We start from the raw sequence: 22677 nt of genomic DNA on the forward strand, positions 1-22677 counted from the left end.
CGGGGTCGGGGGCACTGGTCCGGCTGACCGCCCGGCTCGGCCCCGGGACGCGCGCGGTCAGCCGGGGTGGACGGCCCCGTCGAGGTGCGTGACGACGAGCCGGGTGAGCTCGTCGATCACGGCGGCGCGCTCGAACCCGGGCTCCTCCAGGACGAAGCCGGTGGTCACCGCCTCCACGGTGCGCACCACCGTCCACGCGGTCACCCGCGCGCGCTCGGCCGGCACACCCCGCCCGAGCAGCGCGACGGCGGTGAGCTCGTCGATCCGGCGGGCGAACGCCACCCGGCGCCCGGCACCGGTGCGCGGCAGCTGCTCGGCGATCACCCGGTGCAGGTCGGGCTGCTCGCCGATCGCGTCGAGCAGGGCCTCGACGGTGGTGCGGACCGCGTCGGCGGTGTCCCGGTCCGGCAGCGCCTCGACGAACGCGCGCGAGACGCGAGCCTCCAGCTCGTCGAGGTAGCGGTCGATCACCGCGCTGACGACCGCACCCTTGTCCGGGAAGTACTGGTACAGCGAGCCCGGCGAGATGCCCGCCGTGGCGGCGATCCGGTTGGTCGAGGCGCCGTCGTACCCGCGGGTGACCAGCACCTCCCGCCCGGCGGCGACGATCCGCTCCACCATCCGTCGGGACCGGTCCTGCTGCGGTTCCCGGCGTCGCGGTGCGCGGGCGCTCACCCGGCCGTCACCAACGCGCATTGAACGCGAGTCTTCGCTCGTGTCAGCATCGACCCATGGTGGCAGAGATCCCCGTCGCGACGCCCTACCCGCGGCGGTTCCGCAGCGCACCGCGGCGTGCGGCCCGGATAGCCCGCCCGCTCGGCCTCCTCGCCCGGGTACGCGAACCCGACGAGACTCTCCTCGCGGAGATCGGGCGCCGGATGACGACCCGGGACGAGGTCGGCGCCGCGCTGGTCCGGGCGATGGGCCGGGACCGGGACGACCCGGAGCGGGTCACCATGCGGGCGTTCCACGAGGCACTGGCCGCCGGAGGGCCGCGGGACGGGGCCCCGGCGGCGTTGCGTGCGTTCTTCGACGCGGTCACCCCGGAGCCGCCGTGGCTGGACCACGACCTGCTCGAACGCGGGGCGCGGGCCTACCGGCGGCTCGGAACCAGCCGGGAGGACGTCCTGCTCGGGCTGTCGCTGATCGGTGGCTACCGCTACGGCGGGCCGACCGAACTGCTGGTGCGCACGGGTGGCCTGACCGGCTCGGGCGCGATGCGCCGCCTCGGCGAGACCCAGGCGTGGGGCTTCGCGGTGAGCCGGCCCGGCGGGATGGCCCGCGGCGGCGAGGGGTGGCGGGCGAGCCTGCACGTGCGGGCGATGCACGCGCTCGTCGCGAACCGGTACGAGCGGGACTGGGACACCGGCACGCACGGGCTGCCGATCAACCAGGCCGATCTCGCGGCGACGCTCGGGCTGTTCAACAGCACCGCGTTGCTCGGGTGCCGGTTGCTCGGCCGGCACGTTCCGCGCGCCGACTCGGACGCGATCATGCACCTGTGGCGCTACGTCGGCTGGCTGATGGGCGTCGACGAGGACTGGCTGTTCACCACGGAGCGCCCGCAGAACGCGTTCAACTACCACATCCTGCTCGCCCAGGGCGACGTCACGCCGTCCGGGCCGCGGCTGACCGCCGCGCTGGTGGAGGGCGTGCGCGCCGAGCGGCCCGGGTGGCGCGGCGCGTGGGAACGGCGGCGGCTGCTCTCGCTGCTTCGGGTGTTCCTGCAGGCCGAGGGCATGCGGGACCTGGGCCTGCCGGTGACGGCGCCGTGGATCGCCCCGTCGCAGGTGCTGCGCAACGTCGTCGAGTCGGTAGTCGTCGCCCGGTTCCGGCGCGGGCGGCGGTGGCTGGAGGAGCGTTCGGACCGGCGGTCCCGGGCCGATCTCGCCCGCCGGTTCGGCCCGGACCGCCCGGAGGTCGGCTCGCTCTGATCCGCCCCGCCCCGCCCCGCCCCGCTCGCCCTGGCTCAGGTGAAGGCACTGATCCCGGTGATGTCCCGCCCGACGATCAGGGTCTGGATCGACTCGGTGCCCTCGAAGGTGTGGATGGACTCGATGTCGGCCCAGTGCCGCACCACGTGGTGTTCCAGGAGGATCCCGTTGCCGCCGAGCAGATCCCGGGCCTCGGACAGGACCCTGCGGGCGGTGCGGGTGTTGTGCATCTTGGCCAGCCCCGCCACAGTCGGCGACAGCTTGCCGGCCTCGGCGAGCCTGGCCATCTGCATGCAGTAGAGCTGCATCCCGGTGAGGTCGGCCAGCATCTTCACCAGCCGGTCCTGCACGATCTGGAAGCTCGCGATCGGGCTGCCGAACTGCTCGCGGGCCATCGCGTAGCTCAGTGCCGCGTCGTAGCCGGCGGTGGCGTGCCCGAGCGCCATCCAGGCGCAGGTGGAACGGGTGGTGGCGAGCACCGCGGCGCAGTCGGTGAACGTCCGGGCGTGCGCGAGCCGGTTCTCGTCCGGGACGCGGACGCCGTCCAGGGTGATGTCGGCCTGCCACAGCGCGCGCAGCGAGACCTTGCCCGGGATGACGGTCGCCGAGTAGCCCTCTGCCGGGGTCTCGACGACGAAGCCGAGCACGTCGCCGGAATCGGTGTCCCGGGCCCAGACGATCACCAGGTCGGCGACGGTGCCGTTGCCGATCCAGCGCTTGGAGCCGTTCAGCACCCAGCCGTCGCCGTCCCGGGTCGCGGTGGTCTCCAGCGCGACCGAGTCCGACCCGTGGTGCGGCTCGGTCAGCGCGAACGCCCCCAGCGCGTCCAGCGCCGACATCGACGGCAGCCAGCGCGCCCGCTGCTCGTCGGAGCCGCACATGTCGATCGCCTTCATCGCCAGGCCGGCGTGCACGCCGAGGAAGGTGCCCAGCGACCCGTCCCCGCGGTGCAGCTCCATGTGCACCAGGCCGAGCGCGAGCGGGCTCATCCCGGCCGCGCCGTGCCCGGAGATGTCCTCGCCGACGATCCCCAGCTCGGGCAGCCGGCGGAACAGGTGCCAGGTCAGCTCCGCCCGCTCCCAGTAGTCGTTGATGTCGGGGAGGACCTCGGTGTCGACGAACGAGCGGGTGGCGGTGAAGAGCTGCCACTGCTCGTCGGTGAACTGGTCGCGGACCGAGAAGAAGTCGGTACCGAGGGCCTCGCCGAGCTCGGTGTACGGGGTGGTCGGTGTGGTCATCGGTGCGGCCCCCTCGCCGTCGGCATCGTCGACCGATCCTCACACCCCGCGGGACGCTGCGCCGGGCGGTCCGCGCCGGCGCTGGACGATCACTCTCTGACCAGGCAGAAGGGGTGTCCGATCGGGTCGAGGAAGACCCGGAAGTTGTCCGGCGCCGGCTGAACGTCGTGCTTGCGGGCCCCGATCGCGAGCACGGCGGCCTCGCCGGCGTCGAGATCCGGCACGTCGAAGTCGACGTGCCCGCGCTGCGGGTGCACCTGGCCGGGCCACTCCGGTGCGGTGAAGGCACCCTCGCTGATCTTCTGGAACGCCAGCGTCGCGCCGGAGCCGCCGGCGTCGAGCTCCACCCAGCCGTCGTGGGCCGGCTCGGCCACCGGCCAGCCGGTGATCCGCGAGTAGAACCGCGCGAGCTCGCGCGGGTCGGGGCAGTCGAGCGCGAACAGCGAGAAGGTGGCGATGGGTGCGTCGGTGCTCATGGGCCGAGTATGTACCCGATCCTCGACACTTTCCGGGGTCGCGCCGGGGCGGCGTCGGCTACCGTTCGGACCTGTGAGTCGAGCCCTCACCGAGCCGGAGTCCGCCGCCCTCGTCGCGATGATCGAGCGTGGGGTGCCCGACGACGGCGTGGTCGGGGACGCCGACCGGCGGGAATGGCTCGAACTGGTCCCGTGGATCCGGGCCGGTGACCGGTGCGGGTGCGGCACCTGCCCGTCGATCGAGCTGGTCGTCGACGAGCGGCCCGGCACGGCAGGCGGTCCGCGGATCGTGCTGGTCGCCGGCGTCGCCGGGGCGCTGCTCCTGCTGTTCGTCGACGGCGGACGGCCGAGCTACCTGGAGCTCGCGCCGGTCGGCGACGAGCGCATCACCGAGTTCCCGCCCGCCGACGAGATCCGGTAGCGCAGGGCGGCCGGGCAGCCGCGCTACGCCGGCGGCGGCAGCTCGTCGATCGCCCGCTCGACCCGCTGGACCGACACCGGATGCCGGGTCTTCATCGGGTGCGCGTAGAGCGAGACCCGCAGCTCCTCGATCATCCAGCCGATCTCGCGCAGTGCGGGCGAGGGCTCCGTGCCCTCGGGCAGCGCGGCGAGCAGCCCCCGGTACTCGGCCTCCACCGGTGCCATCTCCGCGGTCCAGCGGGCGTCCCGCTCGGGGTCGGCGTGCAGCTTGTCCAGCCGCAGCCCGAGCGCCTTCAGGTAGCGCTGCAGGTCGCCGAGCCGGGTCGCGCCGGCCGAGGTCACGAAGCCGGGGTCGTGCCCGGTGCGCCCGCCCGCGCCGACCAGCCGGTCCATGACCGCCCGCACGTCCGCGACGCCGTCCCGGGTGGCCGAGCCGCGCAGGTCGGTGAGCTGCCCGCCGACCCAGTGCCAGGTCTCCAGGACGCCGCGGACGGCGTCGAGTACCTGCAGCGTGGTCGCGGGCAGCCGCATCCGGAGCAGCTCGGCGAGCCGGTCGTACTGCGCGGTGTCGAACGGGTCGCCCCCGCCACGGTTCATCAGGTGGTCGGCGGCGGCGGTGGCGCAGTCGTCGAGCAGGGCCTCCAGCGAGCCGTGCGGGTTGCGCGAGAGCGCCAGCCGGGCACGGTTGTCCAGGCCGCGCTGCACCTGCTTGCCCGGGTTCGGGGTGGTGAGCAGCAACAGCCGCCGCACCCCGCGGTGGTGCGCGGGATCGCGCTCGGCGGCCGTGGCGAACACCCGCACGTCCACCGCTCTGCTCTGCGCACCCCGGGTGAGCAGGCCCGGGTAGCCGGTGACGACGTGCGTCCCGCGCTGGATCGGCAGCTCGCGGGGCAGCTCACCGATCGTCCAGCCGGTCAGGCCGGTGGCCTCGACCTCGGTGCCTGCGGCGGCCAGTTCCTCGCGCACCTCGGGCGCCAGCCGGCGGCGCAGCCGGTCCAGGTCGGTGTCGCGGGCGAGCTCGGTGCCGGCCTCGTCGAGCACCCGGAAGGTGACGGTCAGGTGCTCGGGCAGGCGTTCGAGCTCCCAGTCCTCGCGCCGGATCGCGACGTTGCGCATCCGGCCGAGCTCGCGCTCCAGCCCGTCGAGCAGCGGCTCGTCCGTGTGTCCCGCCAACCGGCTCAGCGCGGCCCTGGCGTGGTCCGGGGCGGGGGAGAAGTTGCGGCGCAGGTTCCGGGGCAGCGTCCGGATCAGCGCGGTGACCAGCTCCTCCCGCAGGCCGGGTACCTGCCAGGTGAACGGCGTGGGGTCGACCTGGTGCAGCGCCGCCACCGGCACGTCGACGGTCACGCCGTCGGTGTGGTGGCCCGGCTCGAACGCGTACGACAGCGGCAGGGTCAGCCCGCCGGCGTCGAGGTGGTCGGGGTAGGCGGTCCGGTCGACCTGCTTCGCGGCCTCGGTCGCGAGCAGGTCCTCGGTGTAGTCGAGCAGCTCCGGGTGCTGCCGCGACTCCTGCTTCCACCACCGGTCGAAGTGCTTCCCGGAGACGACGTCGGCCGGCACGCGCTCGTCGTAGAACGCGAACAGGGTGTCCTCGTCGACGACGAGGTCCCGGCGCCGGGCCCGGTGCTCGAGTTCCTCGGCGTCGTCGAGCAGCTCGCGGTTGGCGTGGAAGAACGGGTGCCGGGTCTCCCAGTCGCCCTCGACCAGCGCGTGCCGCAGGAACAGATCCCGGCTCACCTCGGGGTCGATCTTCCCGTAGGCGACGGTCCGATCGGCGACCAGCGGCAGGCCGTGCAGGGTGACCCGCTCGATCGCGACGGCGGAGCCGCGCTTGCGTGACCAGCGCGGTTCCGAATACGTCTTCTTGACGAGATGTGCGGCGAGGGGCTCGATCCACTCCGGCTGGACCGGGGCGACGGTGCGCGCCCACAATCTCGTCGTCTCGACGAGTTCGGCGGCCATCACCCAGCGCGGCGGCTTCTTCGCGATCCCGGAGCCGGGCCAGATCGCGAACTTCGCACCGCGGGCGCCTAGGTACTCCTTCGGGCCCTTGCGCTCCTTCTTCGGGGTGCCGTCGCCCCTCTTCTCCGCGAGCGGATCCTGCATACCCACCTGGGAGAGCAGCCCGGCGAGCACCGACTGGTGGATGCGGTCGGCGTGTTCCGCCCAGTCGGGGTTCCGGTCGTTGAGGTCCATCCCCGAGCTGCGCGCCGCCTGGCGGAGCTGGCCGTGCAGGTCCCACCACTCGCGCACCCGCAGGTAGTGCAGGAAGTCCTCGCGCAGCTCGTGGCGGAACTTGTTGCCGGTCAGCGCGTCGCGGCGCTCGTTCAGATGATCCCAGAGCCGCAGGTAGGCCAGGAAGTCCGACCCGTCGACACCGAACCGGCGGTGCCGCTCGTCGGCCGCCTGGCGCTGCTCGGCCGGCCGCTCGCGCGGGTCCTGCACCGACAGCGCGGCGGCGATCACCAGCACCTCGCGCAGGCAGCCGTTGCGGTTCGCCTCGACCAGCATCCGGCCCAGCCGCGGGTCCACCGGAAGCCGGGACAGCGACTGCCCGACGGCGGTGAGCGAGCGCCGGTCCGGCCGGAGCGCGCCGAGCTCGTGCAGCAGGTCGAGGCCGTCGGTGACGGCACGCCGGTCCGGCGGCTCGACGAACGGGAACTCCGAGATCTCGCCCAGGTCCAGCGCGATCATCTGCAGCACGACCGACGCCAGGTTGGTCCGCAGGATCTCCGGGTCGGTGAACTCGGGGCGGGCATCGAAGTCGTCCTCGGAGTACAGCCGGATCGCGATCCCGTCGGAGGTACGCCCGCAGCGGCCGGCCCGCTGGTTCGCCGACGCCTGGGAGATCTTCTCGATCGGCAGCCGCTGCACCTTGAGCCGGCGCGAGTACCGCGAGATGCGCGCGGTGCCGGTGTCGACGACGTAGCGGATCCCCGGCACGGTCAGCGACGTCTCGGCGACGTTGGTCGCGAGCACCACCCGGTTGCCGGAGTGCGACTGCCAGACCCGTTGCTGCTCGGCCGTCGAGAGCCGGGCGTAGAGCGGGAGGATCTCGGTGCCCGGCAGGTTCCGGCGTTCCAGGGCGTCGGCCGCCTCGCGGATCTCCCGTTCGCCGGGCAGGAAGACCAGCACGTCGCCGGGGCCCTCGCGTTGCAGCTCGACGACGGCGTCGCCGATCGCGTCGTCGAGCTGGCGGTCCGGGTCGGCGTCCGGATCGTCCGGGTCGACGACGGGCCGGTACCGCATCTCGACCGGGTAGGTCCGGCCGGAGACCTCGACGGTCGGCGCCGGGGCCTGCGCGGTGCCGAAGTGCCGGGCGAACCGCTCCGGGTCGATCGTCGCCGAGGTGATGATGACCTTGAGGTCCGGACGACGGGGCAGCAGTCGGGTCAGGTACCCGAGGATGAAGTCGATGTTGAGGCTGCGCTCGTGCGCCTCGTCGATGATCAGCGTGTCGTAGCCGAGCAGGTCCTTGTCGCCGGCCAGCTCGGCCAGCAGGATCCCGTCGGTCATGAGCTTGACCAGGGTCGAGTCACCGACCTGGTCGGTGAATCGCACCTTCCAGCCGACCGCGCCGCCCAGCTCGACGTCCAGTTCCTCGGCGATCCGGGCGGCCACCGTGCGCGCGGCGAGCCGCCGCGGCTGGGTGTGCCCGATCATGCCGTGCACGCCGCGGCCGAGCTCCAGGCAGATCTTCGGCAGCTGGGTGGTCTTCCCGGACCCGGTCTCCCCGGCGATGATCACCACCTGGTTGTCCCGGATCGCGTGGGCGATCTCGTCCCGGCGCGCGGAGACCGGCAGCGTCGCCGGGTAGCTGACGTCCGGCAGCGCGGCGCGGCGGCGGGCGACCCGGTGCTCGGCGTGCGCGACGGCGTCGGCGACCCGGTGCTGGGCGCGGGCGTCGCGGGAGCGCTCGAGCCGCCCGCGCAGCCGTTGGGCCTCGGCCGGGCCGAGGTCGTCGACCTGCTCGCGGAGTGCCGCCAGCTCGGTGTCGGTCAGCGGGGGCACCGGCGGCGCGTCGTCCTCGAGGGGTCGGCGGGCTCCCTTCGGGCCGTCGCGGTCCGGGCCGCCGCGGTCGGGGCCGCCGCGGTCGGGGCCGCGACGGCCGGGCTGGTCGGGGCCGGGCGCCGTGACGGCAGCGCTCCGGCCCCGCGGCCCGCGGCGGCGCGGTCGGCGCTGCTGCCCGCGGGCCGGGCGGCCGCGCGCGGCGCCCTCCGTCCCGGGGGCGACCTGCGCAGCGGCCTGGTCGGTGGATGTCGGCTGAGTGGTGGCCGACGGGTCGATGTCGTTCTGACGAGAATCCGGCCGGCAACGGTGACGGCGGGGCTGCTCGGCGGCACCGGCCCCGCGGTCGGGTCGGTCGTTCGAGGACTGGGCGGGATCGCTGGACATCGTCTGCTCAGTGTGCCTGGTCGTGCGGCGGGTGCCGGACGCCGACCATGGTGATCGGGCGCGCACCCGCGCGGCAATCGGATTTCGGGACGGGATGAGGGTCCGAACCGGGCGCCGGTCGCCTCGCGGCGAGTGGCACACCGCGGCTCCAGCCGGACGGTATTCCGCGGCGGCGGTTATCTGATGCGGCCCGGGGACTCGGTCGCCCGGCTCGGACTCCCCTTCCAACGGGAGGGGTGGGCGGATCATTCCCGCCGCAGCCGGATCGTTCCGGTGCCGGCCGTGGCACGGGCGTGGTGTTCCCGTGACCAGCTCGTGGCGGGTACACCAGAGCTGCGATCGGATATCGACCTGCGCTGATGCACCCCTCACGGCGCACGTCAGCGGCTCAGCGCCTCCAGGACGCCGTCGGTCCAGGGGGGCCAGGCGTCGATCGCCCATTGGCCGAAGGGCCGGTCGGTGAGGACGACGGCGGCGGCGCGGGCGTCCGGGTCCACCCACAGGAACGTCCCCGACTGCCCGAAGTGGCCGAAGGTGCGGGGGGAGGAGCCCAGCCCGGTCCAGTGCGGGGACTTCTCGTCGCGGATCTCCATGCCGAGTCCCCAGTCGTTGGGGCGTTGCCGCCCGTAGCCCGGGAGCAGGCCGTCCAGACCGGGGTAGGCGACGCTCGTGGCCTCGGCGACGGTGCGCGCGTCGAGCAGCTCCGGCGCCTGCAGCTCGGCGGCGAAGCGGGCCAGGTCGTCCGCGGTCGACACTGCCCCGGCCCCGGCCGCCCCCTCGAGCCGGGTGTGCGTGAGTTCGAGCGGCTCGCAGACGGCCTGGTGCAGGTAGTCGGCGAAACCGATCCCGGTCGCCTCGGCGACGGCGTCGGCGAGCACCGCGAAGCCGGTGTTGGAGTAGATCCGTCGCTCGCCCGGAGCGGCCTGGACCTTGTCGGTGTCGAACGCCAGTCCGGACGTGTGCGCGATCAGGTGTCGGACGGTCGAGCCCTCGGGGCCGGCGGCGTCGTCCCAGCCGACGGCACCCTCCTCGACCGCGACCAGCACGGCGTAGGCCGAGAGCAGCTTGGTGACCGAGGCGAGCGGGAACTCGCGGGCGGTGTCACCGGCGTCGGCGAGGACGGCCCCGTCCGCGGAGACGACGTGGGCGGCGACGTGGTCGACCGGCCAGTCCAGGACCCGACGCACCGCCGGAGCGAGCTCGGTCACGGCGTGCGGAGCGGTCGAGTGCACATGCCACCCATTCTGGCAGCCGAACGCGACGACCTTCGCGATCACCGTGGTCGCGACGGCGTGGGTCGAGGCGGCGTCGTTCAGCCACCCCCGGTTGGTCGGCGTGTCGATCGACGACGCCGGGAGGACGGCGTTCACCCGGGTCGACGTCGCGTGCCGACGGGGAGCGGAGCAGGAAGATGGGCGATGGCGAGCATCCCGGCGGACGGTGCCGAGCTGCGGCGGCGCGGCCGGGTCCTGGTCGGGACGTCCGGCTGGCGTTACCCGCCGTGGCGCGGGACGTTCTACCCGTCCGGGCTGGTGCAGCGCCGGGAGCTCGAGTACCTGTCCCGCCACGTCACCTCGATCGAGATCAACGGGTCGTTCTACTCGTTGCAGCGCCCGGAGAGCTATCGCGCGTGGGCGGCCGAGGTGCCCGCCGACTTCGTGTTCGCGGTCAAGGGACCGCGGTTCGTCACCCACCTGAAGCAGCTGCGCGATGCGGCCACCCCGCTCGCGAACTTCCTGGCCTCCGGCGTGCTCGGGCTCGGACGCACGCTCGGGCCGGTGCTGTGGCAGCTACCGCCGCGGATGCGGTTCGACGCCGGCCGCGTCGCGGAGTTCCTGTCCCTGCTGCCGCGGACCACCACGGCCGCCGCCGAGCTCGCCACCGGGCACGACGAGCGACTGGCCGGGCGGGCCCTCACCGAGACCGACGCCGACCGGCCGCTGCGGCATGCCGTCGAGCCCCGGCACGAGTCGTTCCGGGACCCGGCGTTCACCGCGCTGCTGCGCGAGCACGGCGTCGCGCTGGTGCTCTCCGACTCGGCCGGGACCTGGCCGGTGTTCGACGAGGTCACCGCCGACCTGGTCTACGTCCGGTTGCACGGGCAGGACGAGCTGTACGCCGGCGGGTACCCGGCGGAAGCGCTGGACTCCTGGGCGGAGCGGATCCACGGCTGGGCCGGGGCGGGACACGACGTCGTGTGCTACTTCGACAACGACATGAAGGTGCACGCCCCGTTCGACGCGCAGGCCCTGCTCGAGCGCCTGCGCTGAACGCCCGCCGGGACGCCCGCGGACAGCGTTGTGCAGCCTCGACGCCCGTGGGGACGCGCTACGGACGGCGTTGTGGAGCCATGGTGCGAAATGGGGTCCGGGGCCGGCCGGTCGGTGGGGTCAGCGGCTCGCGGCTCGCCGGTACTGCCGGCCCGCGAGCGGCCCGAACACCGCGACCACGACGACCGACCAGATCAGCGTGTAGAGCACCGGATGCTGCAGCGGCCAGGCCGGCGAGGCCGACATCGCCGAGGCGACGGCGTCGGTGTTGCCGAACAGCTCGCGTGCCGCCTGGGTGACCGCCGAGACCGGGTTCCACTCGGCGAACACGCGCAGCGGGGCGGGCAGGGTGTCCAGCGGGACGAACGTGTTCGCCAGGAATGTCAGCGGAAAGATCACGACGAACGACGCGTTGTTGACCACCTCCGGGCTCGGGACCAGCAGCCCGACCCAGGCCATCACCCAGGAGAAGGCGTAGGCGAACACCAGCAGCACCAGGAACCCGCCGAGCGCCTCGAGGAACGAGGTGTGGATCCGCCAGCCGACCAGCAGCCCGGTCAGCGACATCACCACCAGGACGAGCACGTTGTTCACCACGTCCGACAGCGTCCGGCCGGTGAGCACCGCGGACGGGGCCATCGGCAGCGACCGGAACCGTTCGATGATCCCCTTCTTGACGTCCTCGGCCAGTCCGGCGCCGGTGTTGGTCGCCCCGAAGATCACGGTCTGGGCGAAGATGCCGGCCATCAGGAACTCCCGGTATCCGGCCCCGCCGCCGGTCGGGTCGATCGCGCCGCCGAACACGTAGGCGAACAGCAGCACGAACATGATCGGCGAGAGCGTCGTGAAGACCAGCAGGTCCGGCACCCGCTTGATCTTGATGAGGTTCCGCTTGGCGACGACCGAGGCGTCCGCGAGCATCGTGGCGGCCGCGTTCACGACGTCACCCGCTCCGGGCCCGCTGCCTGCTCGGCGAGCGGCTCGTCCTCCGCCGGATGGCCGGTCAGAGTCAGGAACACGTCGTCCAGCGTCGGGCGGCGCAGCCCGGCGTCGTCGACGGCGATGCCGGCCTCGCGCAGCCGGTCCAGCGCGTCCCGCAGCACGGCCACCCCGCCGGTCACCGGGATCGTCAGCGATCTCCGGTGCCGGTCCAGCGCCGGTTCGCCGGTGCCGAGCGGGCCGAGCCGGCGGGCGGCGGGCTCGAGGTCGGTCACGGCGCTCGTGGTCACCTGCAGGCGTTCCCCGCCGACCTGGGCCTTGAGCCGGTCGGCGGTGCCGCGGGCTATCACCCGGCCGTGGTCGATCACGACGATCTCGTCGGCCAGCGCGTCCGCCTCCTCCAGGTACTGGGTGGTCAGCAGCACGGTCGTGCCCCGGGCGACCAGGCGGCGGATCACGTCCCACAGGTCGTTGCGGCTGCGTGGGTCGAGACCGGTGGTGGGCTCGTCGAGGAGCAGCACCGGCGGGTCGGCGACCAGCGCGCCGGCCAGGTCCAGCCGCCGTCGCATGCCGCCGGAGTAGGTGCGCGCCGGGCGGTCCGCGGCCTCGGTGAGGCTGAAGTCGGCCAGCAACTCGCGGGCCCGCTCCCGGGCCCGCCGCCGGCCCAGGTGGTAGAGCCGCCCGACCATCTCCAGGTTCTCGAACCCGGTCAGGTACTCGTCGACCGCGGCGTACTGGCCGGAGAGCCCGATCCGCCGCCGCACCGCCGCCGGGTCGGCCCGGACGTCGGCGCCGGCCACCGTGGCCGCGCCCGCGTCGGGTTCGAGCAGCGTGGTGAGGACGCGGACGACCGTGGTCTTCCCGGCGCCGTTCGGGCCGAGCAGCCCGAGCACGGTGCCCTCCGGCACGGAGACGTCGACCCCGTCCAGCGCGCGTACGGAGCCGTAGTGCTTGACCAGCCCGGTGGCGCGGATCGCGTCCGGCATGGGTACCCCCGCGGGTTCTCTCAGGAAGAGCCGCCCACCCGGGCGGGACACCGCGGGTGGGTCGAGCAGGGACCAGCCTGCCCGAGACCCCTGACAGTGTCCGAACCCGTTTCCGGCCTGCGGTCCCGGCCCCGGCGGCGGCGTCAGGCGGACCGGCGCGCGTGCGCGACCAGCATCCGGCGCCCGACCAGCATCAGCGCGGCGGCGGCGAGCATCACGCCGGCGCTCACCGTCCAGGCGACCGGGAACGACGCGTGCGCGGCCAGCCAGCCGAACACGATCGGCCCGGCGAAACTGCCGGCGTACACCCCGACCTGCACGACCGCCGTCGCCGCGGCCGGGGCCGACGGGTTGAGCCGGACGACCGCGAACTGCAGCAGCCCCGGCCAGGCCCAGCCCAGCCCGAACGCCAGCACCGTGCCGATCACCAGCGCCGGTGTGCCCGGCACCGCGAGCAGGCCGAAGCCGATCGCGCCCGCGGCCAGGCTGGCGGACACCACCGCGACGTGCCCGCTGCCGCGCCGGGCTCCGCCCCGCGCGTGCGCGTTCCGCGACGCCTCCTCCCGGCGGTCGGCGAGCCAGCCGTGCAACAGCCGGATGCTCAGCCCGACGACGCTGCCCATCGTCAGCACCAGCCCGGACAGGCCGGGATCGACGCCCCGCTCGACGGCGGAGGCGACCAGGAAGACGCCCAGCGCGGTCGCGGTGCCCGCGGCCATCCCGGAGGCCGCGCCGATCACCGCGAGTGCCGAGGTCGCCCGGTCACCCTTCGCCGGCCTGGCCTGCGGGCCTGCGTCCTCCCGGGGGCACAGGGCCAGCGCGGCCAGCGCCAGTACGGCGCCGAGCGCGTAGGCCCAGCGCCACCCGACGGTCAGCGCGATCGCCGGCACCGCGATCCCGGACAGCAGGGTCGCGGTCGGGATCGCCGCCTGCTTCACCCCGAACGACAGGCCCATCCGGCGCTGCGGCACCGACCGGGCCAGCGTCAGGTTCGACGCGAGCTGGCCCATCACGTTGCACCACGATGCACACAGCAGCAGCGTCACCAGCGAGCCGTAGGACCGGGCGCCGAGCGCCAGCGCCGCCAGCAGCACCGCCGACCCGAGCACCGCGATCCGGCTCGTCGCCCGCGATCCGATCCGCTCGACGAGCATCCCGACCGGCAGCGAGCAGCAGGCGCTGACGCCGAAGTACAGCGCCACGACCAGGCCCAGCCCGGACGGGTCGAAGCCGAGGTCGGCGGAGAGCTGCACGGACAGCGCGCCGGTGAGGAACACCGGCAGCACCGACACCGTCGTCACCGCGACCGCACCGGCCGCCACCCGGAACGCGGACGGACCGGTGCCGGAACGCGGCTCTGTCGCGATGCTCACGATGAGCAACGCTAACCGAGTCGACCGCCCCGGTACGAGCGGACGTGACTCATCCGCGGATGCGGGACCCGCCCTGGTCGGCCCACTCCTTCTCGCGGAGCTCGAACTTCTGCACCTTGCCGGTGGAGGTCTTGGGCAGCTCGTCGACGACGTCGAGGTACTTCGGCGCCTTGTAGCGGGCGATCCTCGTCTTCACGTGGTCGATCAGTTCCTGCGGTTCGGCGCTGTGCTCCGGCTTGAGCACCGCGAAGGCCTTGCAGACCTCGCCCCACTTCTCGTCCGGGACGCCGACGACGGCCGCCTCCAGCACCGCGTCGTGCGAGACGAGCGCCTGCTCGACCTCGACGGTGGAGATGTTCTCCCCACCGGAGATCACCACGTCCTTGGCCCGGTCGCGCAGCTCGACGTAGCCGTCCGGGTGCACGACGCCGAGGTCACCGGAGTGGAACCAGCCGCCGGCGAACGCCTCGGCCGTCTTGTCCGGGTCGAGGTGGTAGCCCTTCATGACGTTGTTCCCGCGCATCACGATCTCGCCCATCGTGGCGCCGTCGCGCGGGACGTCGGCCATCTGCTCGTCGACCACCCGCAACCGGTCGGCGCAGATCATCCCGACCCCCTGCCGGGCCTGTAGCCGCGCGCGCTCCTCACGATCGAGGTCGTCCCAGGCGTGCTGGTACTGGTTCACCGAGTACGGCCCGTAGGTCTCGGTGAGGCCGTACACGTGCACGATCCGGAAGCCCATCTGCTCCATCTGCAGGATCGTCGTCGGCGACGGCGGCGCGCCCGCAGTGGTGATCGTCAGCTGGCGGTCGAGGGTGACCGCCTCCGGCGCGTTCATGATCGTGGTGACGACCGTGGGCGCCCCGTTCAGGTGGGTCACCCGATGCTCGGAGATCAGTCCCCAGATGACGTCGCCGCGCACCTCGCGCAGGCAGACGTGGGTGCCGCCGATCGCCGTCACCGCCCACGGCGTGCACCAGCCGTTGCAGTGGAACATCGGCAGCGTCCACAGGTAGACGCTGTCCGGGGTGTGCGTGGAGTGCACGATCTCGCCGAACGAGTTCAGGTACGCCCCGCGGTGGTGGTACTCCACGCCCTTGGGGTTGCCGGTGGTCCCGGACGTGTAGTTGATCGTGATGGTGCCGCGCTCGTCGTCCACCGCCCAGGGCAGCGGGTCGTCCGAGCCGCGGCCCAGCAGGTCGGCGTAGGAGACGCCGGAGCCGACGCCGTCGCCGGGCGCGGCCGGGTCGGTGACCGTGACGATCTCGGTGACCGTCGCCAGGTCGCCGGCGACCGGGCGGACGGTCTCGTACAGCACGTTGTCGACGACCAGCACCGTCGCGCCGGAGTGGTCGAGGATGTAGCGGACCTCGTCGGTGGACAGCCGGGTGTTGATCGCGACCAGCACCGCGCCGGCCAGCGGCACCGCGAAGTGCGCGACGAGCATCTCCGGGACGTTCGGCAGCAGGTACGCGACGCGGTCGCCGGGTCCGACCCCGGACGCCCGCAGCGCGTGCGCCACCCGGGTCGCCTCGGCCGCGAACTCGGCGTAGGTGTGCCGGCGGTCGCCGTAGACGATCGCGGTCTTGTCGGAGAAGACGTCGGCGGATCGGCCGAGGAAGGCCAGCGGGGTCAGCGGGGTGGTCCAGACGTCCGGCTGGGCGGTCGTGGCGGCGGTCACGGTCGGCTCCTTCGCAGGCGGTGCACGGCGGGAGCGATCCTCGCCGCCGCGCACCCCCCGGGGCAAACCGGCCCGGCCGCGGTGCCGCTAGTCCTCGATCGAGATCGCGGCCTTCGGGCAGCCGCGCACCGCCTCCTCGACCTGGGGACGGAGCTCCTCGGACGGGTTCTCGTCGAGGATGTAGAGATAGTCGTCGTCGCGCACCTCGAAGACCTCGGGCGCGACCCCCATGCACACCGCATTGCTCTCGCAGCGGTCGAAATCCACGTGGACCTTCATGCGGCAATGGTGCTCCCGGCCGGCCCCCGCCGCAGCACTGAGGGCGCCCTGAACTGCGGTTATGCTCACCTACTCCGGAGCTCAGGGAGCGTCGTCCGGTCGGGTCGCGGTCCGGGCGGGCTCCGGGGCCGGTTCGGGCGCGGCGCCGGTCGCGGCCTCGAGCGCCGGGGCGGGCGGCGTCGTCCGCGGGAACACCAGCGCCGACGGCCCGGAGGGCAGTGTCCGGGCCGAACCGGTCAGGTCGCCGTGCAGCACGCCGGGGACGGCCCGGTCGGTGTCGGGGGCCGCGAGCAGTGCCGCGACGCCCAGGACGAGGCCGAGAAGCAGCGGGGCGGTCAGGGCGAGCAGCCGGGTGCGCGAGCCGTCCACGGCGAACCTCCACGTCGGTCGACGACCGCGCGGGGGGCGGGGAGCGGTGCGGTCGTCGACGGAAGATCGCAGGGCGAGGGCGGCCCGTTACCCGCTTGGACCGGTCGGGTCAAGGTTGGTCCGCGCGGACCACCCGAAGGCGTCCCCGGACGCCGCGGCCGGAGCAGCGAGCAGGGCCGCGCGGGCCTGCCCGTCTCCGGTCACTCCCGGCGCAGGACCGAGCGCAGGGTGTCGAGCACCGTCGCGTCGTCGATGGTGGAGGGCACCGGCTCGTCGGCGCCGTCGGCGATCCCGCGCATCGTCTTGCGGAGGACCTTGCCGGAGCGCGTCTTGGGCAGCGCCGGGACGATCGCCACGTCCTTGAGCGAGGCGACCGCGCCGATCTGGTCGCGGACCATCGCCACCAGATCGTCGCGCAGCCGGTCCTCGTAGCCCTCCGCCGTGCCGTCCACTCCGGCCTTGAGCACGACGAAACCACGCGGGACCTGGCCCTTCATGGTGTCCGCGACGCCGATCACCGCGCACTCGGCGACGTCGGCGTGCGAGGCGAGGACCTCCTCCATCCCGCCGGTGGACAGGCGGTGCCCGGCCACGTTGATCACGTCGTCGGTGCGGCCCATGACGAAGACGTAGCCGTCCTCGTCGAGGTGGCCGCCGTCCCCGGTGAGGTAGTAGCCCTCGAACGCCTTCATGTACGAGTTCACGTAGCGCTCTTCGTCGTTCCACAGGGTGGGGAACGCGCCGGGTGGCAGCGGCAGCTTGGCCACGATCGCGCCGTCCACGCCGGTCTCGGTAGGCCTGCCGGTCTCGTCGAGGATCTCGATGTCCCAACCGGGCATCGGCCGGGTCGGGGAGCCGGGCTTGATGTCGAGCAGCTCGATCCCGGCCGGGTTGGCCGCGACCGGCCAGCCGGTCTCGGTCTGCCACCAGTGGTCGATCACCGGGATGCCGAGCAGGTCGGCCGCCCACCGGTAGGTCTCCGGGTCGAGCCGCTCCCCGGCGAGGAACAGGTACTTCAGGCCGGAGAGGTCGTACTGCCCGGTGTACTCGCCGTCCGGGTCCTCCTTCTTGATCGCCCGGAACGCCGTGGGCGCGGTGAACAGCGACTTCACCCCGTGCTCGGCGACGACCCGCCAGAACTGCCCGGCGTCCGGCGTGCCGACCGGCTTGCCCTCGTAGAGCACGGTCGTGGCGCCGGCCAGCAGCGGCGCGTAGACGATGTAGGAGTGCCCGACGACCCAGCCGACGTCGGAGGCGGTGAAGATCGTCTCGCCGGGGCCGACGTCGTAGATGTTGGGCATCGACCAGGCCAGCGCGGTGGCGTAGCCGCCGCAGTCCCGGACCACGCCCTTGGGCTTGCCGGTGGTGCCCGAGGTGTAGAGGACGTAGAGCGGGTCGGTGCTGGCCACCGGGACCGGGTCGGCCGGTGTCGCGGTGGCGACGGCGGCGGCCCAGTCGACGTCGTCGGCGCCCATCGAGGCCTCGGCCTGCGGGCGCTGCAGGACGACGTTCCTGGCCGGCTTGTGGGTCGCGAGCTCGATCGCCTTGTCCAGCAGCGGCTTGTACTCGATCACCCGCTTGCCCTCGATCCCGCAGGACGCGGACACCATGACGGTCGGGGCGGCGTCGTCGATCCGGACCGCGAGCTCCTTGGCGGCGAACCCGCCGAAGACCACCGAGTGGATCGCCCCGATCCGGGCGCAGGCCAGCATCGCGATCGCGGCCTCGGGGACCATCGGCATGTAGATCACCACGCGGTCCCCGTGCCCGACGCCCTGGTCGCGCAGCACCCCGGCGAACGTCGCGACCTCGTCGCGCAGCTGCGCGTAGGTGTAGGTGCGCGTGGTGCCGGTGACCGGGGAGTCGTAGATCAGCGCGGCGCGCTCGCCGTGCCCGGCGTCGACGTGCCGGTCCAGGGCGTTGTGCGCGACGTTGAGCTCGCCGTCCGGGAACCACTTGTAGAACGGCGGGTTCGACTCGTCCAGCGCCCGGGTCGGAGCGACGTGCCAGTCCAGGTCGGACGCCGCGCGCAGCCAGAACCCCGCAGGGTCCTCGACGCTGGATCGGAAGATCTCCTCGTAGCTGCCCACCGGGATCCGGCCTCCTCTGGTCCGGGCGGCTGGCGCCGCCGCGACGTGTGGGGCACGACAGTAGGAGGTGACACCGACGGTTCGCAGCTTTTCCCGCGTCCCGGTCCCGTGCGCCCGGCCGTGCGGAGGGGCCGCTCGTCGCTCTCCAACAGCCGGTCGGGGCGTGACCGGCTGTGTACGTAACGTGATCGAGTGACCCGTCGACACAGCGCGTGCGGGATCCCGGCCGGGAGGCGGACCGGGGCCGGGACGGGTGGAGTGGCATGCGCGTGCGGTTCGGCTCCGTGACCTCCGGCACCCACGGCCGGGCCGGGTGCGGCCGGAGAGCGCGCGGCCCGGCTGCGCTCGCCGCGGTGCTGGCGATCCTCGGGACCCTCGCGCCGGCCGGCTGCGGCCGGGAGCTGATGCCGGTGGCGGCGGCCACGCCGGACTGCGGGCCCGCCTGGGTCGCCGGCTGGCACGCAGCTCAGCAGGCCGTTCCCGGTGACCAGCTCGCCGGGCGCACGCTGCGGATGGCGGTGCGGGTCCGCGCCGACGGGACGCATCTGCGGTTGCGGTTGTCCAACCGGCACGGTGACGGGCCGCTGCGGATCGGCGCCGCCACCGTCGCGACGACCGCTGCCGGCGGGGCTCCCGGCGTCCCGACGCCGATCCGGTTCGGCGACCGGCCGGACGCCACGCTGCCGCCCGGGGCGCAGCTGCGCACCGATCCGGTCCCCGGCGAGGTCCGGCGCGGCGACACCGTCGTGCTGAGCCTGTACCTCACCGAGGTGCCCGCGACGATCAGCTCGCACCCGGTGGCGATGCGGACGGCGTGGTTGTCCGGGCCGGGGGACCGCACCGCCGCGCCGGTGGCGGACGGTTTCGACACCACCCTGCAGTCCTGGCCGCTGCTGGCAGGGGTGGACGTGCTGGCCGGCCGTCCGCAGGCGGGCCTGCTGGTGATCGGGGACTCGTTGGTCGACGGCGTCGGCAGCACTCCGGACGGCGACGACCGCTTCCCCGACCAGCTGGCGGCCCGGCTCGACGCCGCCGGTGGCCCCCGCGTGATGACCGTGCTCAACGCCGGGTTGTCCCGCAACCAGCTGCTGCAGAACGACCCGCCGGCCGGCGGGGACTCGCCGTTACGCCGGTTCGACGTCGACGTGACGCAGGTGGCGGGCGTCCGCGACGTGCTGCTGCTGATCGGCACGAACGACATCGGCGCCGGCGCAGGCGGCGACGAGCTCGCCCGCGGCCTGCAGGAGTTCGCGGACCGGACGCGCGCGGCCGGGCTGCGGGTGCTGCTGGCCACGGTCCCGCCGTCGACCAGCGGCGGGCGGGACGCCCCGGAGTCGGTCGAGGCCCGGGACCGGGTGAACGACCGGATCCGCACGGACGGTCCGCGCTACGCCGACGGGGTGATCGACGCGGCGGCCGTGCTGGCCGACCCGCCCGACCGGTCCCGGTTGCGCCCGGACTACGACTCGGGGGACGGGCTGCACCTGTCGCCCTCCGGCTATCGGGCGCTGGCGACCGCCGTGCCGCTCGAGGTGCTCTCCGGGAGTCCCTGCCGCGACGAGGGGTGACCGGCGGAGTTCCCGGCATCCGGGTGTATCGCTGCCGCGTTCGGTGATCACCCGTCACCCGGGAAGGGGGGTGCAGGCTCACCTCGCGATGGGTAACGTCTTGGTCACAGCCACGGCACGTGGTGGTACCGGCAGCACCGGCACCGCGGCGCGTCCCCCGGCCGAGCGGGGGTCGGGCACGGCGCCCGACGGCCTACGGGGAGGCCTTATGACCATCGGGGCGAGGCGCAGCACCGAAGACGGCACCGGAGCGATCCCGGCGCCGCGGAACGCCGCAGACGCGTTCCGGGTGTCCGACGATCAGGTGCAGAAGGCGCGCCTGGTCGTGGCCGAGAACTCGTCGGATTCCGAGGACCTGCGCGAGCTGCTCGACATGCTCGGGCTGCTCTCGGCGAATCCCGATCAGCCGCCGCCCGTCGCGCGCTGAGGTCCTGACCGGCTGCGACGTGGGCACAGGGGGGTGGCTGTCCGGCCCTTCCCGGCGATGTCGTATGGTTTCACCGCTCCCAACGGACAGCCGTTGAGGGTGAAGGCCGGTCCTGCGGGGCCGACCAAGCCCCCATCGTCTAGCGGCCTAGGACTCCGCCCTTTCAAGGCGGCAGCGCGGGTTCGAATCCCGTTGGGGGTACGCGGGGACTGTCGTCTACGATGGTGTCCGAGCAAGGCCCAGTGGCGCAGTTGGTTAGCGCGTCGCCCTGTCACGGCGAAGGTCGCGGGTTCGAGTCCCGTCTGGGTCGCTCCACTCTCCGGAGTTCTTCCGGAGGCCGGGGCCAGGTAGCTCAGTTGGTACGAGCGTCCGCCTGAAAAGCGGAAGGTCGGCGGTTCGACCCCGCCCCTGGCCACCCTCTCCTACCAGCGGGTTCTCCGCGGTTCTTCTTCTCGATCATGCCGCTTGACGGCAACGGTGACGGCAACGCGGTCATCCGATCCTCCCGTCGAGCTTGCGCACCGCGGCTCGCTTCTCCTCCAGCGACGCGTGCGCGTAGATCTTCATCGTGACGCCGATGTCGGAGTGACCAGCGATCTCACGGACCACGTGCGGCGGCACGCCGAGGTTCAGCAGCAGCGTGACGCACGTGTGGCGCAGATCGTGGAACCGGGTGGTGCTCGCGCCGATCTTCTTCCGGAGCGGGTACCAGGAGCGGCGCAGGTTGTCCGGCTCCATCGGCGTGCCGACACGGCTCGGGAACACCAGGTCGTGGTCCTGCCACGTGTCGCCGGCCTCCGAGGCCTCCCAGAGCTGGCCGGCGCGGTGCTTGCGCAGCGTCTCCCGACACCGCCCGACGAGCGGGAGTGTGCGTTCCGAGGCGTCGGTCTTGGCCGGAACGAAGCGCAGCTCGCCGTCCACGCGTTGGAGCGTCTGCTGAATCTCCAGGTGGCCGGTGTCCAGGTCGACGTCCGACCAGCGCAGCCCGAGCAGCTCGGCGCGGCGCATTCCCAGGTAGAGCGTGAGGACGTAGAGCGCGTGCAGCCGGTCGTCCTGGCTGGCCTCGATCAGCTCGTGCGCCTGCTCGGCGCCGATGCCCCGGTTGACCCTGTACTTCGGCGAGGGCACCCGCACGAGCTGTGCGACGTTGCGGGTGACCAGCTCCTCGCGGACGGCGTTCTGCATCGCGTTCCGCAGAACGGCGTGGACCTGTTGCAGCGTGCGGGCCGAGGGGTAGGTGTCGCAGCACCGGCCGACCGCGCAGCAGCGCCGGCTCTTCTCCGGACGCCGTGCGTCGATCTCCTCGGCGCAGCAGCGGCAGCGGTTCTGTTGTCAGGAGCCGGCGAACGTCGGCGGCCTGCAGCGCGGTGAGCCGCTTGGTGCCGAGCACAGGGATGATGTGCACTCGGACGACGACCTCGTAGCCCTGGTGCGTCTTCGGCTTGTTGTTCGGCCGGACGACGTGTTCCAGCCAGTACGCGAGGTACTCGCTCACCCCTCCAGCTCTGGGTCGGCATCGGGATGCCGTGGCGGGCCCGGGCCCTGCTCAAACCCTGGTGGGACGCCGGCGCCACCGTCACCGGCCTGCTCCACGCCCTGGAGTACCACCCCGACCGACCCGAGATCCGCCGCGGCGACCTGACCTCCGGGGCCCGCGACCCGCTGCGGATCATCGGGGCCCGGCTACGGCCCTGGCGCGGGCGCCTCGGGGAGATCCGCGCCGTGCAGATTGGCCGGATGCGCGCCAGCACCAGCGCACAACCCACCGCCAAGCTCGAGCCAGCACGACTCGACCCTGCACTGCTCGACCGGCCCGCCGGACGCGGCGCCCGCCGCGCCCCACAAGAAGCGCTCAGCGAGCACCTGCGGCACCTGCGCGAAGCCCGCGGCACCCAACACAGCCACCACCCGACACAGACCGTGCTGCCACGCAGACTGCGCCGACCCCGAGTCAAGCAATGACCACACCGCCGACCACCCCAGCCGCCTGCCAGCCCCATGGGCTCGGTGCCCACTACCGGCCGGAACCCTGCGGGCAGTGTTCCTCCGGGTCCGCTGAGCCGACGGGCTCACACTGACGGGATGGAACTTCGGCCTCGGGGTGTTCGCCCCGGACTCGACGTGCACGGCAACAGCGTTCGCAGGGTCAACCTGTGTCGCGAGCTCTCCGAGCACTTCGGCCTGCATGTTCACGCGGCCCCCGCAAGTCCCGGTTCGGACGCATCGCCGCCC

The 22677-nt window shown here is 73.3% G+C and carries 19 protein-coding genes, 3 tRNA genes and 1 pseudogene; 9 read left to right on the forward strand and 14 right to left on the reverse strand.

Annotated features, from left to right (window positions below):
* Window positions 1-57: 57 nt before the first annotated feature.
* Window positions 58-675, reverse strand: coding sequence for a TetR/AcrR family transcriptional regulator (locus ACLFMI_RS26085; RefSeq protein WP_410950616.1), 618 nt, complete (start codon window positions 673-675; stop codon window positions 58-60).
* Window positions 676-731: 56 nt separating this feature from the next.
* Here ACLFMI_RS26085 and ACLFMI_RS26090 point away from each other — a divergent pair, with 56 nt between their 5' ends.
* Window positions 732-1934, forward strand: coding sequence for an oxygenase MpaB family protein (locus ACLFMI_RS26090; protein WP_410950617.1), 1203 nt, complete (start codon window positions 732-734; stop codon window positions 1932-1934).
* Between the two features lie 35 nt (window positions 1935-1969).
* Here the strand turns inward: ACLFMI_RS26090 and ACLFMI_RS26095 are convergent, their stop codons facing one another.
* The gene (locus ACLFMI_RS26095; RefSeq protein ID WP_410950618.1) at window positions 1970-3172 is read right to left on the reverse strand and encodes an acyl-CoA dehydrogenase family protein; all 1203 of its coding nucleotides are present in this window, start codon (window positions 3170-3172) and stop codon (window positions 1970-1972) included.
* A gap of 89 nt (window positions 3173-3261) precedes the next feature.
* Window positions 3262-3648, reverse strand: coding sequence for a VOC family protein (locus ACLFMI_RS26100; protein ID WP_410950619.1), 387 nt, complete (start codon window positions 3646-3648; stop codon window positions 3262-3264).
* A gap of 73 nt (window positions 3649-3721) precedes the next feature.
* Here ACLFMI_RS26100 and ACLFMI_RS26105 point away from each other — a divergent pair, with 73 nt between their 5' ends.
* Complete coding sequence (locus ACLFMI_RS26105) at window positions 3722-4069, forward strand: hypothetical protein (protein ID WP_410950620.1); 348 nt, start codon at window positions 3722-3724, stop codon at window positions 4067-4069.
* A 23-nt stretch (window positions 4070-4092) separates the two neighbouring features.
* On the opposite strand, the gene hrpA is transcribed toward ACLFMI_RS26105, so the two are convergent.
* Entirely contained in the window at window positions 4093-8070 is a 3978-nt protein-coding gene (gene hrpA / locus ACLFMI_RS26110; protein WP_410950633.1) for an ATP-dependent RNA helicase HrpA, read from the reverse strand.
* Window positions 8071-8843: 773 nt separating this feature from the next.
* Window positions 8844-9650, reverse strand: a complete 807-nt coding sequence (locus ACLFMI_RS26115) for a serine hydrolase domain-containing protein (RefSeq protein ID WP_410950634.1) — start codon at window positions 9648-9650, stop codon at window positions 8844-8846.
* Window positions 9651-9881: 231 nt separating this feature from the next.
* On the opposite strand from ACLFMI_RS26115, the gene ACLFMI_RS26120 reads away from it, so the two are divergent.
* A complete protein-coding gene (locus ACLFMI_RS26120) occupies window positions 9882-10733 on the forward strand; it encodes a DUF72 domain-containing protein (RefSeq protein WP_410950621.1) in 852 nt (283 codons plus the stop codon).
* A 120-nt stretch (window positions 10734-10853) separates the two neighbouring features.
* On the opposite strand, the gene ACLFMI_RS26125 is transcribed toward ACLFMI_RS26120, so the two are convergent.
* From ACLFMI_RS26125 to ACLFMI_RS26155, 7 genes are all read right to left on the reverse strand, one after another.
* A complete protein-coding gene (locus ACLFMI_RS26125; protein ID WP_410950622.1) occupies window positions 10854-11672 on the reverse strand; it encodes an ABC transporter permease in 819 nt (272 codons plus the stop codon).
* Window positions 11669-12658, reverse strand: a complete 990-nt coding sequence (locus ACLFMI_RS26130; protein WP_410950623.1) for an ATP-binding cassette domain-containing protein — start codon at window positions 12656-12658, stop codon at window positions 11669-11671. The genes ACLFMI_RS26125 and ACLFMI_RS26130 overlap by 4 nt, the downstream gene beginning before the upstream one ends.
* 143 nt (window positions 12659-12801) lie before the next feature.
* Window positions 12802-14031, reverse strand: a complete 1230-nt coding sequence (locus ACLFMI_RS26135; RefSeq protein ID WP_410950624.1) for an MFS transporter — start codon at window positions 14029-14031, stop codon at window positions 12802-12804.
* Between the two features lie 49 nt (window positions 14032-14080).
* Window positions 14081-15712 carry an acyl--CoA ligase family protein gene (locus ACLFMI_RS26140; protein WP_410950625.1) on the reverse strand — a complete coding sequence of 544 codons (1632 nt, stop codon included), beginning with the start codon at window positions 15710-15712 and terminating at the stop codon, window positions 14081-14083.
* A gap of 87 nt (window positions 15713-15799) precedes the next feature.
* Complete coding sequence (locus ACLFMI_RS26145; protein ID WP_410950626.1) at window positions 15800-15991, reverse strand: ferredoxin; 192 nt, start codon at window positions 15989-15991, stop codon at window positions 15800-15802.
* Window positions 15992-16072: 81 nt separating this feature from the next.
* Window positions 16073-16360 (reverse strand): hypothetical protein, encoded by a 288-nt coding sequence (locus ACLFMI_RS26150; RefSeq protein ID WP_410950627.1) that lies wholly within the window; start codon window positions 16358-16360, stop codon window positions 16073-16075.
* Window positions 16361-16560: 200 nt separating this feature from the next.
* Complete coding sequence (locus ACLFMI_RS26155) at window positions 16561-18450, reverse strand: propionyl-CoA synthetase (RefSeq protein ID WP_410950628.1); 1890 nt, start codon at window positions 18448-18450, stop codon at window positions 16561-16563.
* Between the two features lie 263 nt (window positions 18451-18713).
* On the opposite strand from ACLFMI_RS26155, the gene ACLFMI_RS26160 reads away from it, so the two are divergent.
* The 5 genes from ACLFMI_RS26160 to ACLFMI_RS26180 all read left to right on the forward strand — a co-directional run bounded on the left by ACLFMI_RS26160 (window position 18714) and on the right by ACLFMI_RS26180 (window position 20860).
* The gene (locus ACLFMI_RS26160) at window positions 18714-20018 is read left to right on the forward strand and encodes a GDSL-type esterase/lipase family protein (RefSeq protein ID WP_410950629.1); all 1305 of its coding nucleotides are present in this window, start codon (window positions 18714-18716) and stop codon (window positions 20016-20018) included.
* 208 nt (window positions 20019-20226) lie between these two features.
* Window positions 20227-20445, forward strand: coding sequence for a hypothetical protein (locus ACLFMI_RS26165; protein WP_410950630.1), 219 nt, complete (start codon window positions 20227-20229; stop codon window positions 20443-20445).
* Window positions 20446-20573: 128 nt separating this feature from the next.
* A tRNA-Glu gene (locus ACLFMI_RS26170) sits at window positions 20574-20646 on the forward strand.
* Window positions 20647-20681: 35 nt separating this feature from the next.
* Window positions 20682-20755 (forward strand) — tRNA-Asp (locus ACLFMI_RS26175).
* Between the two features lie 31 nt (window positions 20756-20786).
* Window positions 20787-20860 (forward strand) — tRNA-Phe (locus ACLFMI_RS26180).
* A 77-nt stretch (window positions 20861-20937) separates the two neighbouring features.
* Here the strand turns inward: ACLFMI_RS26180 and ACLFMI_RS26185 are convergent.
* On the reverse strand, window positions 20938-21630 hold the full coding sequence (locus ACLFMI_RS26185) for a tyrosine-type recombinase/integrase (RefSeq protein ID WP_410950631.1): 693 nt from the start codon (window positions 21628-21630) through the stop codon (window positions 20938-20940).
* A 163-nt stretch (window positions 21631-21793) separates the two neighbouring features.
* Window positions 21794-21940: pseudogene (locus ACLFMI_RS26190) on the reverse strand (tyrosine-type recombinase/integrase); the annotation flags it as partial.
* Between the two features lie 26 nt (window positions 21941-21966).
* Between ACLFMI_RS26190 and ACLFMI_RS26195 the strand changes: the two are divergent.
* Window positions 21967-22407 carry a hypothetical protein gene (locus ACLFMI_RS26195; RefSeq protein WP_410950632.1) on the forward strand — a complete coding sequence of 147 codons (441 nt, stop codon included), beginning with the start codon at window positions 21967-21969 and terminating at the stop codon, window positions 22405-22407.
* The last annotated feature ends 270 nt before the right edge of the window (window positions 22408-22677 follow it).

Origin of the sequence: Pseudonocardia nantongensis, assembly GCF_046546495.1 — a bacterium.
Taxonomy (GTDB): Bacteria; Actinomycetota; Actinomycetes; order Mycobacteriales; family Pseudonocardiaceae; genus Pseudonocardia; species Pseudonocardia nantongensis.